Origin of the sequence: Rhodococcus sp. BP-261 (assembly GCF_019835205.1) — a bacterium.
Lineage (GTDB): Bacteria > Actinomycetota > Actinomycetes > Mycobacteriales > Mycobacteriaceae > Rhodococcoides > Rhodococcoides kyotonensis_B.
Genome location: NZ_JABUCO010000003.1, coordinates 279,936 through 295,663 on the forward strand (window position 1 = coordinate 279,936; position 15,728 = coordinate 295,663).

Annotated in this window: 13 protein-coding genes; 5 read left to right on the forward strand and 8 right to left on the reverse strand. The window is 64.1% G+C overall.

Features of this window, described 5'->3' with window-relative positions:
- The first annotated feature begins 5 nt into the window (after positions 1–5).
- Positions 6–2,045 (forward strand): glycogen debranching protein GlgX, encoded by a 2,040-nt coding sequence (glgX, locus tag HQ354_RS05150; protein WP_167674671.1) that lies wholly within the window; start codon positions 6–8, stop codon positions 2,043–2,045.
- Positions 2,046–2,102: 57 nt separating this feature from the next.
- Here the strand turns inward: glgX and HQ354_RS05155 are convergent, their stop codons facing one another.
- From HQ354_RS05155 to HQ354_RS05185, 7 genes are all read right to left on the reverse strand, one after another.
- Positions 2,103–3,878, reverse strand: a complete 1,776-nt coding sequence (locus HQ354_RS05155) for an acyl-CoA dehydrogenase (protein ID WP_167674673.1) — start codon at positions 3,876–3,878, stop codon at positions 2,103–2,105.
- Positions 3,879–3,927: 49 nt separating this feature from the next.
- Positions 3,928–4,569, reverse strand: coding sequence for a ScbR family autoregulator-binding transcription factor (locus HQ354_RS05160; protein WP_167674675.1), 642 nt, complete (start codon positions 4,567–4,569; stop codon positions 3,928–3,930).
- A 127-nt stretch (positions 4,570–4,696) separates the two neighbouring features.
- Positions 4,697–5,305, reverse strand: coding sequence for an isopentenyl-diphosphate Delta-isomerase (gene idi, locus HQ354_RS05165; RefSeq protein ID WP_084424057.1), 609 nt, complete (start codon positions 5,303–5,305; stop codon positions 4,697–4,699).
- 54 nt (positions 5,306–5,359) lie between these two features.
- Positions 5,360–6,109: an amino acid ABC transporter ATP-binding protein gene (locus HQ354_RS05170; protein WP_157105439.1), complete on the reverse strand. Its 750-nt coding sequence runs from the start codon at positions 6,107–6,109 to the stop codon at positions 5,360–5,362.
- A gap of 23 nt (positions 6,110–6,132) precedes the next feature.
- Complete coding sequence (locus tag HQ354_RS05175; RefSeq protein ID WP_068431589.1) at positions 6,133–6,873, reverse strand: amino acid ABC transporter permease; 741 nt, start codon at positions 6,871–6,873, stop codon at positions 6,133–6,135.
- 27 nt (positions 6,874–6,900) lie between these two features.
- Complete coding sequence (locus HQ354_RS05180; RefSeq protein ID WP_068432031.1) at positions 6,901–7,761, reverse strand: ABC transporter substrate-binding protein; 861 nt, start codon at positions 7,759–7,761, stop codon at positions 6,901–6,903.
- 188 nt (positions 7,762–7,949) lie between these two features.
- Positions 7,950–8,960: a LacI family DNA-binding transcriptional regulator gene (locus HQ354_RS05185; RefSeq protein ID WP_068431592.1), complete on the reverse strand. Its 1,011-nt coding sequence runs from the start codon at positions 8,958–8,960 to the stop codon at positions 7,950–7,952.
- 188 nt (positions 8,961–9,148) lie between these two features.
- Between HQ354_RS05185 and HQ354_RS05190 the strand changes: the two genes are divergently transcribed.
- Genes HQ354_RS05190 through hydA form a run of 4 tightly spaced genes read left to right on the forward strand, consistent with a single transcriptional unit; the run spans position 9,149 to position 13,038 of the window.
- Entirely contained in the window at positions 9,149–10,114 is a 966-nt protein-coding gene (locus tag HQ354_RS05190; RefSeq protein ID WP_068431595.1) for a dihydrodipicolinate synthase family protein, read from the forward strand.
- Positions 10,104–11,252, forward strand: a complete 1,149-nt coding sequence (locus HQ354_RS05195; RefSeq protein WP_068431598.1) for an FAD-binding oxidoreductase — start codon at positions 10,104–10,106, stop codon at positions 11,250–11,252. The genes HQ354_RS05190 and HQ354_RS05195 overlap by 11 nt, the downstream gene beginning before the upstream one ends.
- A 14-nt stretch (positions 11,253–11,266) precedes the next feature.
- Complete coding sequence (locus HQ354_RS05200; protein ID WP_068431601.1) at positions 11,267–11,653, forward strand: gamma-glutamylcyclotransferase; 387 nt, start codon at positions 11,267–11,269, stop codon at positions 11,651–11,653.
- A complete protein-coding gene (gene hydA, locus HQ354_RS05205; protein ID WP_068431604.1) occupies positions 11,650–13,038 on the forward strand; it encodes a dihydropyrimidinase in 1,389 nt (462 codons plus the stop codon). The genes HQ354_RS05200 and hydA overlap by 4 nt, the downstream gene beginning before the upstream one ends.
- 20 nt (positions 13,039–13,058) lie before the next feature.
- On the opposite strand, the gene HQ354_RS05210 is transcribed toward hydA, so the two are convergent.
- A complete protein-coding gene (locus HQ354_RS05210; RefSeq protein ID WP_167674677.1) occupies positions 13,059–15,542 on the reverse strand; it encodes an ATP-binding protein in 2,484 nt (827 codons plus the stop codon).
- Between the last annotated feature and the right edge of the window lie 186 nt (positions 15,543–15,728).

The following is a 15,728-nucleotide window of genomic DNA, read 5'->3' on the forward strand; positions in this document are numbered from 1 at the left end:
CTGCAATGACCGACGCCTCGTCCCCCATCAGCAAGCCGTACCCCCTTGGAGTGTCCCTGCTGGACACCGGTGCGGCCGACGTCGCCGTGTACTCCGAAACAGCAGATTCGGTGACCGTCGTCCTCGTCGACGAGGACGGAAACGAGTTGTCGTCGACGGTGCTGTCCGAACGCACCGGGCACGTCTTTCACGGCATCGTCGACGGCCTGGTGGCCGGATCGCGGTACGGACTGCGCGTCGACGGTCCGTGGAACCCCGCGGAAGGGTTACGCCACAATAAGAACAAGCTTCTTCTCGACCCGTACGCCCGTGCCGTCGCAGGTGGCGTCGACTGGAACGAATCGGTCTTCTCTCATCATCACGACGAGCCGGAGACACGGAACGACGCCGACTCGGCCGGATCCATGCCCGTGTCCGTGGCCGTCGCGTCCGATTTCGACTGGGGTTCGGACACTCCGCCGCGAATCCCGTTGGACCGCACCGTCGTCTACGAGGTCCACGTCAAGGGCTTCACCGAAACCCATCCGGAAGTCGACGAACATCTTCGTGGCACCTACGCGGGCTTCGCTCACCCCGCAGCTGTTCAGTCATTGGTCGATCTCGGCGTCACATCCGTCGAACTTCTGCCGATCCACCAGTTCGTACAGGATTCTCATCTGCTCGAAGAGGGCCGTCGGAACTACTGGGGATACAACTCGATCGGATTCTTCGCACCGCACAACGAGTACAGCAGCGCCGGCGACACCGGCGGCCAGGTCGACGAGTTCAAGGCGATGGTCAAGGCATTGCACGCCGCAGGCATCGAAGTGATTCTCGACGTCGTCTACAACCACACGGCCGAGGGCAATCACCTCGGACCGACCCTGTCGCTCAAGGGGATCGACAACGCGTCGTACTACCGACTGGTCGACGACGACCGCAGCTCGTACTTCGACACCACCGGCACCGGAAACAGCCTGAACGTCGGGCATCCCGCGGCGCTTGCTCTGATCATGGACTCGCTTCGCTACTGGGTCACCGAGATGCACGTCGACGGATTCCGCTTCGACCTCGCCAGCACACTGACCCGTCAGGACGCGGATCTGGACAAGCACAGCGCGTTTCTCGATCTGGTGCACCAGGATCCGACGCTCGCCTCGGTCAAGCTCATCGCCGAGCCGTGGGACACGCAGGGATACCAGGTCGGCGGATTCCCGGCTCGATGGTCGGAATGGAACGGCAAGTTCCGCGACGACGTGCGTGACTTCTGGCGCGGTGAACCGGGCTCGCTCGGCGCCTTCGCAACGCGCATCACCGGCAGTCCCGATGTGTACGAGAGCACGCGACGACCGACGCTGGCGTCGGTGAACTTCGTGACCGCGCACGATGGCTTCACGCTCGCGGACTTGAACAGTTACGACGAGAAGCACAACGACGCGAACGGCGAGGACAACGCCGACGGCGAGTCCGACAACCGCTCGTGGGGCTGCGGCGCCGAGGGTCCGACCGACGACGAGGGCGTCAACGCGTTGCGCGCCCGCCAGCAGCGCAATCATCTGGCGACACTGCTGTTGTCCGCCGGAGTGCCGATGATCCTCGGCGGCGACGAGATCGGTCGGACTCAGCAGGGCAACAACAACGCCTACTGCCAGGACAACGAGTTGTCGTGGTTCGACTGGTCATCGGCGGACGAAGAACTGAAGCACTTCACCACTGACCTTATCCGGTTGCGTGCCGCCCATTCCGCGCTGCGCCCCACATGGTTCCGACACGGGAGTGACAGCGGCAGCGAGAACACCGTCGACTTCTATCGCGCCGACGGTGAGATCTTCGGCGACGACGACTGGGACGACGCGTCGGCGCTGTCGATGCTCGTCCGTTTGGCCTCCGGGGACGACGACACCGTCTTCGCGTGGATGGTGAATTCGTCCCCCGCGACCGTCGATTTCGTTCTGCCCGAGGGCAATTGGCGACAGGTGCTGTCGAGCGACCCGGATCAGGCCTACGAGACGGGTGGTCCGACGATCCTGATCCGCGAACATTCGTTCACCTTGTTGGGCAGCTGACGCCCCCGTGCGCGGCAATGTACAGCGGGCTGTACATTGCCGCGCACGGGTCTGCGGTCAGAACCAGGCGGGATTCGCGTCCAGCGTCGTACGATCATGCGAGGCAAGCACATCGAGCTGGGGCCCGACCTTGGGCAACTCGTAGCGGAAGAAGTAGCGAGCAGCGTGCCGCTTGCCGTCGTAGAAATCGCCGGACTTGTCGGCGACGGCGAGGAGCTGTTCGAGCCACATCCATGCAATGACGATGTGCCCCATCGCTTCCAGGTAGATCGTCGAGTTGGCCAGCGCGACAGCGGGATCACCCGTCGCCCAGAGTCCGGCGGTGACTTCGGCGATTCGCTGAGTCGCTGCGTTCAGCGGGTCCGCGTAGTCCGACAGGCCGACCGTCCGTGCAGCCTCGACGGTGGCCGCGATGCGGCCGACGAGCAGCATCAGTCCTGCACCACCCTGCATCGTGACCTTCCGGCCGAGCAGGTCGAGCCCTTGAATGCCGTGCGTGCCTTCGTGGATGGGATTGAGGCGATTGTCGCGGTAGTACTGTTCGACGTCGTAATCCCGGGTGTATCCGTACCCGCCGTGTACCTGGATGGCGAGGCTGTTCGCCTCGAGGCACCACTGCGACGGCCAACTCTTCGCGATCGGCGTCAGGACGTCCAGCAGCAGAGTCGACTCGGCCTTCACCCCGTCGTCGTCCGCCGTGTCCTGCTCGTCGACGAGGCGTGAGCAATACAGACCCAGTGCAAGCGCGCCCTCGACGTACGACTTCTGCGCCAGCAGCATCCGCCTGACGTCAGCGTGTTCGATCAACGGAACAGGCGGTGAGAGAGGGTCTTTCGCGCCGAGAGCACGTCCCTGAGTCCGCACCTTCGCATAATCGACCGACTTCAGATAACCGACGTACCCGAGCGCGATCGCCAGGAAGCCCACCCCGATGCGCGCCTCGTTCATCATGTGGAACATGTACGACAGCCCGCGATGCTCCTCGCCGACGAGGAAGCCGATCGCCCCGGACTGCCCGTCCGACGAATGGGTTCCGTCACCGAACGCCAACAGCGTGTTGGTGGTACCGCGATTGCCCATCTTGTGATTCAGCCCGACGAGAGTCACATCGTTGCGCGCGCCGCCCGGGAGGAACTTCGGAACGATGAACAGCGAGATACCTTTGACGCCGGGGCCACCACCCTCCGCCTTGGCCAGGACGAGATGGACGATGTTCTCGGTGAGCTCGTGGTCGCCTGCCGAGATCCACATCTTGGTGCCGGTGAGCCGGTAGCTGCCGTCATCCTGCCGCAAGGCGCGCGTGGTGATGTCGGCGAGCGACGATCCTGCCTGTGGTTCCGACAGACACATCGTGCCGAAGTACCTGCCTTCGAGCATCGGCCGGACGTAGTCGTCGATCTGGGACGCGGTCCCGTACGTCGCGATCAGATTCGCGTTGGCCACCGTCAGGAACGGATAGGACGCCGTCGACGCATTGGCCGCCTGGAACCAGGCCATCGCCGCTCGCGCGACGGTCGTCGGCAACTGCATTCCCCCGACGCTCTCGTCGAACTGGCTCGCGATCAGCCCCGCCGCCGAGTACGCGTCGAGAGCCGTCTTCACGTCGTCGATCATCTCGACGGAACCGTCGGGGCGCATCCTGGGTTCCTGCGCGTCGGACTTCTTGTTGTGCGGCTCGAAATGCTTGTGCGCGAGATCCGCACACAGATCCATGACGGCGTCGAACGTCTCGCGCGAATGTTCGGCGAAACGCTTGCGCGACAACAATGATTCGACGTCGAGCCATTCGTAGAGCAGAAAGTCGAGGTCGCGGCGAGAAAGCACGTCGGTCATGAAAAGCCTCGTTCCGGACAACGGTCGTGTCCTGAAATCGAAATATACGCTAGGACGCCGCCCAGTCCCGCGGCTCGTTGCGCGCGACCGCCAGAGCCCGATCGAGGGCCGAGTCCGCTGCCACGGCCGGCAGCAGGATTTGCCACATCTCACTCAGGCGCTGGTACAGATCGGAGCGACCGTGCAGAACCTCCGACAACGTCTGCACGCCCGTGAAGGCACCGACCACGAACTTGGCCAACATCTCCGGGTCGACGCCGTCGACGAGGTCGCCTTCGGCGGCAGCCCTGGCCGCAAGTTTGCCGATCGATTCGATCCAGTCGATGTAAGGACGTTTCACCGGCGTCTGGATGCTGCCGATCTCGAGCGTCAGTCGCATTCCACCACGAGCGACGGGCTCGACGACGAGCTGACGCGCCAACTCCTGGCTGGCGAGGATCATCGCGTCCAGCGCGGTGGGAACATGATCGAGAACCGTCCGCAGACCGTCCATGGCGAGCTGATGTTGAGCGTCGATGACCGCGTTGGCGAGATCTTCCTTCGACGAGAAGTGGAAGTACATCGCGCCTTTGGTCACCCCGGCGTGCGAGAGGATCGTGGACAGGCTCGCCGTTCCGTACCCGTACTTCTCGAAGCTGACGGCTGCGCCCACCAGCACGGCCTGGCGAGTGTTCTCAGCACGCTCCTGCATGTACCCCGACCGCTCCTCGTGTGCTTTCGATGACGCCCGACGACCTCCGTGTGTGATCCACCGATCAACCATATCGGGTCGGGTGTCGGTTGTTCGAATGACACCGGCTACGAAACGCCGTGGTCGGTCAGCGCGCCGTGTACGTCGCTGCCGCCGGGAGGTCGGACTCCTCGCCTGCCCGCCAGGATCCGGGATCGTCGCCGAGTTGCACGAGCAGCGGCATTTGTTCCTCGCACCACGGCGACACGTCTCCCCCATCGAGAACGAACCGGGAGAACTCCGACCACGGAATCCAGTCCGCACGATGCACCTCGTCCGGATTCGGCTCGGGGGCGGGCCCGTCGTAGCGCACTCCGAACACCGGGCAGATCTCGTTCTCGACCACGCCGTTCTCCATGACCGCGCGATAGCGGAACTTCGGAAGTAACAGGAACGGGGCGGTGACGGTGATTCCGAGTTCCTGCTTCAAACGGCGAATCACCGCCTCTCCCATGTCTTCTCCGGGCGCAGGATGACCGCAGCAACTGTTCGTTCTCACCCCTGGCCACGTGTTCTTGTGACGCGCACGCTCGGTGACGAGCACTCGGCCGTCCCCGTCGAACACGTAGCACGAGAACGCGAGATGGAGCGGCGTGCTCGTCGTGTGCACCGACGACTTGGGATGCGTTCCGACAGCATTCCCCTCGGAATCGACAAGGACTACTTCTTCTGTCACACGGGTTCCGATGGTGGTCACGCTACCGAGTGTCCCCGAAAATCGGGTTCTCCGAAACCTTGCAGAGCCGACGCCTCAGAGAATGCGACTCAAGAACTGCCGAGTCCGAGGGTTCTTCGGGTTCGTGAAGAATTCGTTCGGCGGTGCGTCCTCGACGATTCTGCCGTCACTCATGAACACCACGCGATCGGCGGCAGCGCGTGCGAATCCCATCTCGTGGCTGACCACCACCATGGTCATCCCTTCGTCACGCAGCCTGATCATGACGTCCAGCACCTCGTTCACCATCTCGGGATCCAGGGCCGACGTGGGTTCGTCGAACAGCATCACCTTCGGCTTCATTGCGAGCGCTCGTGCGATGGCCACTCTCTGCTGCTGGCCACCGGACAGTTGTGACGGGTAGTTGTCGCCCTTGTCACCGAGGCCGACCATGTCGAGCAGGGACAAGGCCTCGGACCGCGCCTGATCCTTCGATATGCCGAGTACGTGCCGCGGTCCGGCCGCCACGTTCTCGACGGCGGTCATCATCGGAAACAGATTGAAACTCTGGAACACCATGCCGGTGTGGTGTCGCTGTTTCGCCAGACGCGACTCCGACAGCGGTCGACGCGTCGCGTCGTCCGAAAATCCCATCACCTCGCCGCATACACGGACGGTGCCCGAGTCGATCGTCTCCAAGCAGTTCAACGTGCGCAGCAACGTACTCTTTCCGCTTCCCGACGGACCGAGCAGCAGCACCACTTCGCCCCTGCGCACCGAGAAGTCGATGCCGTCGAGCACCACCAGATCGTTGTACGCCTTGGTCATACCGCTTACGTCGATCATCGTCACGCCAGTGTCCAGCATCGTCATCGGTTCACCGCTTCCGCTTCCATCGCGCTGGCGTCCAACGCTTTTCGGTCGTCACGAGTCTTACGCTTGTAGTTGCGGTCGTAGCCACGACCGACTCGCACTTCGATCATCTTCTGGATCAGGCCCCACAGGGTCGTCAAGACGAGGAAGTACAGCGCGGCGGCGATGAGGCCTTCGAGCACACGAAAGTTGACTTGCACCAGGAATTGCGTGCGTCGCAGCAACTCCTGCACTGAAATGACCGACACCAGCGTCGTGGTCTTGAGCAGACCGTTGAAGCTGTTTCCCAAGGGCGGGATCATCACACGCATCGCCTGCGGAAGCACGACGACGCGGAAGACTTTGGCCGGCGACATGCCGAGGGCCCGTGCCGCTTCGGTCTGACCGGTGGGAACGGACATCAGGCCGGACCTGACGATCTCGGACAAGTAGGCCGCTTCGTTCAGGACCAGACCGAGGAGTGCAGCTTCGATCACACCCAGCTTGATACCGACCTGCGGAAGGCCCGTATAGATGATGACCAACTGCACGAGCAGCGGCGTTCCGCGCATGAGCCACACATAGAATCCGGACACCGCACGCAACGGTGTGAGACGCGACGACCGTGCCGCCGCGACGACGACGGCGAGAACAAGGCCGAGGATCATGCTCACGACCGTCAGCCAGATGGTGACCCATGCACCTTCCAACAGCTGTCTACTCGTCAGGATGGAGAAAAATGCGTCCCACGACCACATCGAAATTGCCTTTCCTTTGTCGGTGACTCAGCTGTCCAGCGGGCCGGTGCTGACTTCGATGGCTCCGTCGTAGCCGGTGACGTCGTATCGGTCGAAGAGGTCCGGCAGGTATCCGTCCGTGCGCATCTCGTCGAGCACACGCGCTACCTCGGGTGCAGCCTTGCTGTCCTTCGCGAATCCCATCGCGAGCGGTGCCTCGTTGATGCCGCCGACCGCGGTCTCGAATCGGCCGTCGGACTGGTAGAAGGACGTGACCGACTCCACGATCGAGGTTCCGTCCAGCTGCCCGGCCGACAGCGCCTGGTAGGCGTCGGCGTTGGTCTTGAACGTTTGAACGGTCAACGCGGGCTTGCCTTCCGCGACAAATTGCTCGGACAGCGCAGTCAGCGTGTCGAACTCGTACCCGGGGGCCTCGACGCCGATGGTCTTTCCCGCGAGATCGTCGACGGTGGAGATGGATTCGGGATTGCCCGACGGCACCGAGATCGACACGGCCTGTACCTCGTACGGAACGAGGTCGATCGTCTCGGCACGCGCCGGTGTGTAGAACATGCCGGTGTCGATCATGTCCCAACGACCGCTCTGCACACCCGGAATCTGAGCGTCGAACTCGATGTTGACGAACTCGGGCGTGAGGCACAGTCGCTTCGCGATCTCCTTGCCGAGATCGACGCGCATTCCGATCACGTCGCCGTTCGCGTCGACGTACTGCATCGGAGGCAGCGTGGCGTTGGTGGCCATCGTCAACACACCCTCCTCTGCGAGATCCGCGGCTCCGAGGGTGGGCGTGCAGTCGGTGGGTACGGCGCTTTCGTCGGACGACGAACTACATCCGGCGGCGGCAGCAGCGACGAGCAACGTCGCCGCGATTACCGTGGTCTTGCGCATGTGGTGAGCCTTTCGAGGGGGCCGCAATGTTCGAATTGCATTGCAGCAGAGGGCCTTGGTTGGAATCGGCATCGAGTCGTCTTCATCGATGGGATCGATTGCATAAAGCGTCGCAGACTGATTCGTGGCCGTCAACGCGGTTAACACGCTCGAAATCGACGACACCAACTGTTTACGCACCGCGTCCGTCATGAGCGCTCGGGCCGGCACGAATCGCGGTCGACGAGCCGTGCGCCGATTCGATAGGTACGTCCGTCCGGGACCGCCGCGTCGTTGATCTGCTGAAACAGCAGATCCATGGCCACATTGGCCAACTGAGCGGCCCCGTTGTCCACGACGGTGACAGGCGGTTGCCACATCTTCAACCAGGGCATGTCCTCGTGGCAGACGAGCGACAACGAGTCCGGGATGGACACGCCTCGCGCCGACAAGGTGGGCAGGATGCCGAACACCGCCTCGTGGTTCGCCGCGTAGAGGGCCGTCATCGGGCGCGCGTCGTCGAGTAGGAGATTCACGGCCTCGGCACCGAACTCGGTGGTGAACGGCCCCTTGCGAATCAGTCCCTCGTCCACGTCTACGCCCGCGTCCGCCAAGGCGCGGCAGTAGCCGTCGAATCGCTCCCGGCCGGACGTCGCGTCGGCCGGGCCCCCGATGTACCCGATGCGGGTGTGCCCGAGCGAGAGCAGGTGCGCGGTCGCCTCTTTCGCTCCCTCCAGGTCGTCGGCGAGAACCGTCGGCGCCCCACTGCCCCGAACGGACCGGATGAGATTGACGACGCCCCTTCCGGCCGACAACAGTGCGTTCGACGCGTCGGCGCTGCGACCGCTGCCGATGACGATAGTGCCGTCGACCCCGTGTTCGCCGAGCATCGACAGAACGTCGTTCTCCTTGCCGGGGTCGGCGTCGGTGATGCACAGCAACACCTGGAATCCGCTCGCCGACGCCCGCTTCTGCACGACCTCGGCGACGGTGTGAAACGTCGCGTTGATCAGGTTGTTCATGACGAGCCCGATGAGATGGGACCGATTGGAGCGCAGCGCGCTCGCTGCACGATTGGGCCGGTAACCCAGGGCCCGTGCCGCGTGTTCCACTGCTGCGCGGGTCTCGGCAGAGATCAGCGATGATCCACTGAGGGCGCGGGACGCTGTACTCCGCGACACTCCCGCAGCCTGTGCGACATCGATCAAGGTGACTGTCATTCGCTCCTGCTCGCTCTCGGACCTGGTTGTCGCGTAGGGGTATTCGATCGCGTCTGCGTTACATCTGTGTTTCCCGCTTGACTGCTCGACCCCTCCGACGGCAGTCTATGCAATCGATCCCATAACCCGCGCACAATCAGCGCGATCGGATATTCGAATCTCAGCGCACTCCGCTCGAAAGGCTCCTCATGAATCGCGATGACGTCGCATGGTCCGGTTACTGGCCCGCAGCTCCCACCCCGTTCACTGCAACCGGCGCCCTCGACACCGACGGCCTCGGTGCCCTGATGAACCTCTACGCGGACATGCGCGTCGACGGGGTTCTGGTGAACGGAAGTACCGGTGAATGGTACAGCCAGACCGAAGACGAGCGCCGTACCGTGACAGAGGTGGCGGTCGACGCAGTCGCCGGACGCTTCCCTGTCGTGATCGGCGTCAGCGCCTACACCGAAACCGAGTCGTCCGCCCTCGCCAAGCACGCCGAATCCGCCGGTGCCGACGGAGTTCTGGCGACGCCACCGCCGTACGTCCACCCGAGTCCCGACGAAATCGTCTCGTATTACGACGCCGTCGCGGGCGCGACACAGCTCCCCTTCATGGTCTACAACTGGCCGCGCGGCGTTGCGGTCGACATGGGGTCGACGCCCGGCCTGTTCTCTCGGCTGGCAGACATCGGAAACGTGGCGGCCATCAAGGACAGCACCGGGGACTGGCTGAAGATGCTCGACACCGTCGAAGCGGTGTCCGATCGAGTACGCGTTTTCGGCAGCTTTCTTCACCGCCGCGGTCTCGCCACCCTGCTCGACCTGGGTGGCGACGGCAACATCGACGGTGGCGGCGTCGGTGCGCCGTTCGCAGTCCCGTTCTATCGGGCGGTGGCCGACCGCGACGTCGAGACCGCGCGTATGTGGGCGGACAAGTACCGCGCGTACTCGTCTCGTCTCATCGGCGGCGATTACAGCGGTGTGTACGCGTCGCCGATCCCCCAGCTCAAAGCCGTCATGAATCTTCTCGGCCAACCCGGCGGACACGTACGCCCGCCGCTGTTGCCGGTCACTGCCACCGACACTCTCGCCGCGCTGCAGACCATTGTCGACGAGTCCGGCGTCGCCGAGGCATCGGCACGAGTCCTCGGAGCAGGCCATGCAGCCTGAGGTGGATGTCGTCGTCATCGGAGCCGGAATCGTCGGCGCGGCTACGGCGCTCGCTCTGGTCCGCGCCGGGTCCACGGTCGCAGTCTTGGACCGGTCCCAGGCCAATACCCAGGGTTCCGGAACCACCGCAGGCAACCTGCATATCCAGAGCATCCACACCCGACGCCCGGGGCAGGGAACGCCGATGGATGTGAAGAAGCTTCTGCCACTGCAGAATGCGACGAGCATTCTGTGGGACGGTTTGGCCGAGAACGTTCCTCAGCTGGGGCTGAATCGGTGTGGCGGCTTCATGGTCGCCGAAACCGAAGCGCAGGTGGCATCTCTGCACGAAAAGCACGAATGGGAGACAGCCGCGGGCATTCCCACCGAGATATCGACCGGATCCGAGGCGCGACAGGCGTTGCCCCTCCTCGGTCAGGACGTTCTGGCTGCGACCTGGTGCGCCTGGGACGGTTTCGCCGAGCCCGATCTCGCGACGCCTGCACTTCTGCGCCAGGCCATTCTCGAAGGCGCGATCTTCTACCCCGACACCCCCGTGACCGCGCTCGACCGTCGAACGGACGGCTGGATCGTGACCTCGTTCGACCGAACGTGGAACGCACACTCCGTAATCGACGCCGCAGGCCCGTGGATGGCCGACGTCGCGGCGCTGGCGGGCGTGCATCTCGATCTCAGGCCGACGTCGTTGCAGATGCACACGCTGGAGGCGGCCCCCGGAACGCTCGACGTCCTGGTTCAGCACGTCGGCGAAGGAATGTCCGTCAAACAGGATCGACGCGGACGAATCGTCCTCGGTGGCGGTTGGCCGGCCGGACCGTTCCATCCGACGGGGAAAGCTCCGTTGAACACGGACAGCACCACCGGCAGTCGCGCGCAGGTGTCCCGGATACTTCCATCCTTGGGCCACGCAACGCTGCTCGACGCATGGACGGGTCCCGTCGTCACCACTCCCGACGAGATGCCTGTCATCGGTGAACTCGATTCCGCGCGCGGTCTTTTCGTCGCCGGTGGCACATACTCGTTCACGTTCGCGCCACTGTGGGCGGACGTTCTGACGGCGCTCGTACTCGGTAAGAACCCAGCGGTCGACGTCGACGCGTACTCACCTGCGCGTCTCGTCGCCACCCCGACTCTCTAGAGGAGATACTTTCGATGGCACTGGTCACGATGTTCGTCAACGGACAGGCGATGTCCGGCGGTAGCCTCAACGACGCCCTGCAGAACGCGAAGTTCGTCGGCAAGGTCGACACCGCACCCAAGTACCGCTTCTACTCCGTCCGCGACGAGTTCCCCGGACTGCACCCCGTCACCGACGACGGTCGCGTGGTGCCCGGTGAGCTGTACGAGGTGGAGTACGACGTGCTGCGCGAGGAATTGCTTCCGCGCGAGCCGGTCGAACTCGAACTCGGCGTCATCGAGCTCGCCGACGGGAGCGGCTCGTTGTCGATGCGGATGCGCGAGAACGCACTGACGGCCGACGGCGTCGTCGACATCAGCGACGCAGGCGGCTGGCGCGCGTACCTCGGGGCCAGGTCGTGAAGGTGGTGCGCGGCGGGACCGTCGTCGAAGCCACCTGGATGGGACCAGCGGATTTGCTCGTCGACGACGGCAAGATCCTCGCTGTGCTGACACCGGGTGCGCCCGTGGACGAGTCCGCCGAGGTCGTAGACGCCACCGGCAAGCTCGTGTTGCCGGGCGGTGTCGATCCGCACTGTCACGTCGGATTCACATCCGGAGAGTTCACCTCACTGGATTCCTACCTCGAGTGCACCACCGCCGCCGTGTTCGGGGGAACGACCACCATCGTCGACTTCGCGATTCCGCGGCCCGGGCAGCGTCCACTCGACGCGGCAGAGGGTCAGCGCGCGAAAGCGTCCGAGGGACTGTGTGATTCGGCGCTGCACGCGTGCGTCGTCGAGTGGGACGACACCACCGCCGAGCAGCTGGCGACCATGGCCGACGCAGGCATACGCACGGTCAAGATGTTCACGACATATGCCGGCGAGACGATGGCCGACGAGCACACGATTCTCAACACGATGCAGACGACGCGGGATCTGGGCGGCATGGTGATCATCCATTGCGAATCCGACGCGATCGTCGTGGATGCGCAGAACCTCGCAGCACACACCGACGGGATCGACGCGTCGAACATGTCGCGTACTCGTCCGGAGCTGGCCGAATCCGCCTCCGTCGCAGCCGTACTCGCCATCGCGGAATCCCAGGGCGCACCTGTCTACTTCGTGCACCAATCGAGTTCCGCCGCAGTGGAACTCGTCGCCGACGCTCGCAAACGTGGGCTCGTCGCGTTCACCGAGGCCGTCGCGCACCACCTCGTTCTCGATGACTCCCAGTACTCCGGCGACGAACCGGAACGGTTCGTCTGCTGCCCGCCGTTGCGCTCCGCCGACGTGGTCGACGGCCTCGGAAAACATCTTTTCACCGGTCAGATCACGACGATCGGTTCCGATCACTGCTGCTACGACCTGACTCAGAAGCAACGCCACCGTCACGACGTCAGGCACATGCCGAACGGTTTGCCCGGTGTGGAAACGCGGCTACCGGTCGTGTTCTCGAAGTACGTCGGTGAACGCGGGCTGACGCCGAGCAGATTCGTGGAACTCACGTCGACCAACCCGGCACGAACGAACGGACTCTATCCACGCAAGGGGTCGCTGATGCCGGGCTCCGACGCGGACATCGTCCTGTGGGATGCCGACCTGAAGTGGACCGTCGACGTCGAGGACCTTCACATGGCCACCGATTACACTCCCTACCAAGGCATGCAGCTACGCGGTAAGCCGGTGACGGTGCTCGTCGGGGGCCGCGTCGTCGTCCGCGACGGCGAACTGGTGGATTCAACCCCGCGGGGCCGCCACATCGAAGCCGCCCCGCTCGACTTCAGCGGGGCGTTCAGTATGTGACTCGTTGCGGTGGAGATCGTCTACGAACGCGTGAAGTCCGCGACTATCTCCGCCGCCACATCCCTCGCCTTTCGGTTGCTGTGTTGCGAGAAGGTCGTCAGCTTCGTGAAGGCCTCGTCGGCATCGCAGTTGTTCGCCGCCATCAGCAGACCGATCGCGGTGCCGATCGTGCTGCGGGTCCGCATGGCCTCCTTCAGCGTCGTCGCCTCGTTCTGACTCGCCTCGAGCAATTCTTCTCGGAACGCAGCCAATTCGAGATGCACCCGCAGACGAGCGATCAGCTCGCGGGGCGCGAACGGTTTCACCACGTAGTCGTCGGCGCCCGATTCGAGACCCTCGACGGACGATTCGGTACCTGCCCGCGCGGTGAGGACGACCACAGGCAGACGCACGAGAGCTGGATCGCTGCGGACCTCACGAACGAGGTCGAGGCCGCTTCGCCCGGGCAACATGACGTCGGTGAGCACCAGCGACGGGGGTGTCGAACGCGCGTGAGCCAGAGCAGTCTCGACGTCACCTGCCGCGTGCACGTTCCAGTTCTCGGCCGTCAACAGTCCTACGAGGTACTCGCGCATGTCGACGTTGTCCTCGACCAGCAGAACCGAGCGCGTCGCATCGCCGCGCACACCCCGGTGAATTTCGAGCTCGCCCGAACTCGGCTGTATTACAGCGCTGTCCAAGTCGATCACTGCCGGCGTGGACGCCGGCGGAGGTACCGACACGTCGCCTGCGGGCACCACGACGGTGAAGGTGCTCCCCTCACCGAGTGTGCTGTCCACCGTCACCGTGCCGTCGAGCGCGGCGACCAGCTCCGCCACCAGTGCAAGTCCGATTCCCGAGCCCTCCGCACTTCGGCCTTCCGCGCCGGCGACTCGATAGAACCTGTCGAAGACGCGCGCACGGTCCTCGTCGCTCAGACCGATCCCCGTGTCCGATACCTGCAGAACGAGATTCCCCGCCGAACGACCGAGCGACACTCCGATTCTGCCGGCGCGCGTGTAGTTGATCGCGTTCGCGACGAGATTGGTCGTGATACGTGTCCACTTCTCGCGGTCCATCGACACCATCGCAGAGGGCCTCACGTCGATCGACACGTCGAGTGTCAATCCTGCCGCCTCGACCGCGCCGTCGAACCGGTCGACGCAGGCGCGGGTGAGTTCGTCGATGTCCGTGGGCGCACGATCGAGTGCAAGTGCCCCGGCCCCCGCTCGGGCGACGTCGAGAAGGGAATCGACGAGTCGTTGCAGCCGCTGAGCATTGCGCAGTGCGAGGTCCGCTGCGGCACGGTCGGACCCGTCGGTCGACTGCACCAAATCGCGAAGTGGAGCCAACAGCATCGTCAGCGGGGTACGGAACTCGTGGCTGACGTTCTGCAGCAGCCGGGTCTTCGCTTCGTCCAGTTCGGCCAATGCATCGTTGCGGTGACGTTGATACTCGAACGCCAGGACATCGGTGAGCGTCGTGGACAGACGACTTGCGACGACATCCAGGAACCAGCGGTACTGATCGCCGACCACCTGGAGCGGATTGGTTCCGACGACCAGAACACCGACCGGCTCCGTCCTGCCCGAAATTCGCAACGGAAGCAGAACGATGTCGCTGATGGGCACTGACTCGACTGCGGGCCCGCCGTCGACAGTGGGCAGCCCGCCAGCCAGGTCGACCGACCCGGAGGCGACGGCTTCGGCGATACCGCCGGTGCCATGGGCAGTGGCGATCCATCGGTGCGCGTCGTCGGGCTCGATGCCCTCACCGACAGCGACCAATTCCAGCGTTCGGCCGTCGTCGAGCGGCACGACGTTGTCTGCACTCCCGAGTCGATGCGCACCGTCGACGTCGAACGTGGCCACCGGATCGAGATAGAGCATCAGCACGGGCATGTCGGACTCGTACTCCGACAGCATCGTCAACGCGGCGCGGCAGGTCGTCACCGGATGCTGACCCTGTGTCGTCGATATGGCACCGAGTCGCTGCATCGCGGTCATACGGCGATCGGCGAGGACCCGTCCGGTCACGTCACTGGTCGCGACGAACACCCCGAGCACGCCACCATCGGCACTGCGAATCGGACTGTAGGAGAACGTCCAGAAGGTTTCTTCGGGCACCCCGCCACGCCGGTCCACGAACAGCCGGACCTCGGTGCCGTGCGTGGTTCGCCCCTTCAGTGCTTCGTCGGCAAGAGGACCCATGTCCGGCCATACGTCCGGCCAGCATTCGGCGGCGGGCTGACCGATCGCTGTCGGATATTTCGTACCGAGAAACGGCGTGTACGCGTGATTGAAGATCTGAACCAGGTCGGAACCCCACCACAGCAGCATCGCCACGTCCGAATCGAACACCGTCGCGACTGCAGCGGTCAGCTCCGGCGACCAGGATTCGACGGGACCGAGCGGCGTACTTGCCCAGTCGGTGGCCCGATGGTCGCCTGCCGTGATGTCGTCCCCCGCGAACAGGGAGTTCGCAGTCCACACCGATGCCGTGGTGTCGCGTAGTGAGTCAGTCATCGCTCTTGTCTCGCTATGTCGGTCGGTCTGCTTCTAGGCCGAAGGTCGGATTCATCCTGCCTGGGATCGAGGACGCGTCAACCATGCGCTCCCCGATTGCAACAGCCCGTGTCCCGATCGTTACTGCTCTGCACCCTATCCGTCACCGACGTCGACTTTCGAATCGCCGGTTACCTCCGGCTGCGC